Below are 1,380 nucleotides of genomic sequence, written 5' to 3'. Positions count from 1 at the left end.
CACTGCGTGCTTTCGTGAATAGGTAACCCTTACTGTACTGCATTGCCGTCACGGTATGCCAAGCCTTTGATCAGGCTTTTTCCAGCGCCTGGGCAATGTCCGCCTGCAGGTCCGTAACGGCCTCCAGGCCCACCGAAAAGCGCACCAGACCCCCCTTGTACGGCCATGCCGTGGTGCGCAGGGCCGGTATGTCGTACGGCGCACACAGGCTCACGGGGCCCGCCCAGCTATAGCCCAGTTTGAAGAGCTTGAGGCTGTCACAAAAGCGGTCCACCCGGTCCTGCGTGAACTCCGGCTTGAAGACGGCACTCATCAGGCAGGCGGCGCCCCTGCTGTCGCGCTTCCAGGTTTCATGGCCAGGCGAGCCGGGCAAGGCCGGGTGCAGCACGGCCGCGATTTGCGGCCGGGTTTGCAGCCAGCCGGCCAGCTCCCGCGTCGCGGCATCCTGCGCGGCATAACGCAAGGCCATGCTGTTCAGGCCGCGCAACACCAGTTCAGCATCGTTGCCGCCTATGCCGTAGCCGACGCGCATGTGGCAAAAGTGAACCAGATGATGCAGCGCCTCGTCGCGCGTGACGACGGAGCCCATCAGCACATCGGCACCGCCGCTGGGGTATTTGGTCAGGGCCTGGACCGAAATATCGAGCCCCAGGTCAAATGCATTGAAAGCCAGGCCGGCGCCCCAGGTGTTGTCGAGCGCGGTCACGATGCCGGCGGGGTGGGCATTCTGGTGCGCCTTGATGGTGGCGACCAGCGCCGGCATGTCGGGAAACTCCAGCGTGATGGAGCCCGGCGCTTCGATCCACACCAGCCGGGTTTTGGGGCCCAGCTTGGCGGCCAGGTCGGCCGGGTTCATCGCGTCGTAAAAGCGGTGGGTGATGCCCCAGGCGGCCAGCTCGCCCTGCGCGAAGCTCTTGTTCGGCCCGTAGGCATTGTCGGGAATCAGCAGTTCGTCGCCGGCCTTAAGCAGCGCCATGCCAACCAGCACCACTGCCGCCAGGCCACTGGGCACCAGCGTGCAGTATTTGCCCCCTTCCAGGGTGGCGATGCGCTCTTCCAGCGTGAAGGTGGTGGGGGTTCCGTGCAGGCCGTAGGTGTAGCCGGTCTTGTGCTTCCAGTCGCGGCTGCGCAGCGCGGCGACTGTCGGAAAGGCAATGGTGGAGGCCTTGTAGACCCCGGGCGGTATGGCGTCAAACCCGGCGGGGGGCTTGTAGGGGTGGTGGATCAGGGTGGTGGAAATGTCGGATGGAGAATCGCTCATGCAGCGATATTACGGCAGTTTTCCAGCGCTGCTCAACCCTCGTTCGGGGTAATTCGGCCATCCAGGGGACATGGAATTGGCAAGCAGAAAACAACCCTCCGGGCAGCATCGGCAAGGAC

Annotated in this window: 1 protein-coding gene; it reads right to left on the bottom strand. The window is 64.2% G+C overall.

What is annotated here, in order from left to right; all coding sequences use genetic code 11:
- Positions 1 to 70: 70 nt before the first annotated feature.
- The gene (locus tag AC1DWI_RS23235) at positions 71 to 1,261 is read right to left on the bottom strand and encodes a PLP-dependent transferase (protein WP_477669363.1); all 1,191 of its coding nucleotides are present in this window, start codon (positions 1,259 to 1,261) and stop codon (positions 71 to 73) included.
- Positions 1,262 to 1,380 lie beyond the last annotated feature (119 nt).

This window comes from Polaromonas sp. P3_C2, from assembly GCF_056402675.1.
Note: the sequence above shows the minus strand (reverse complement) of the source record. Positions and strands in the feature narration are given on the sequence as shown.

Excerpts from the sequence above, each read along its gene's own strand:
- AC1DWI_RS23235 (WP_477669363.1), bottom strand. The coding sequence starts at position 1,261 with ATGAGCGATTCTCCATCCGACATTTCCACCACCCTGATCCACCACCCC.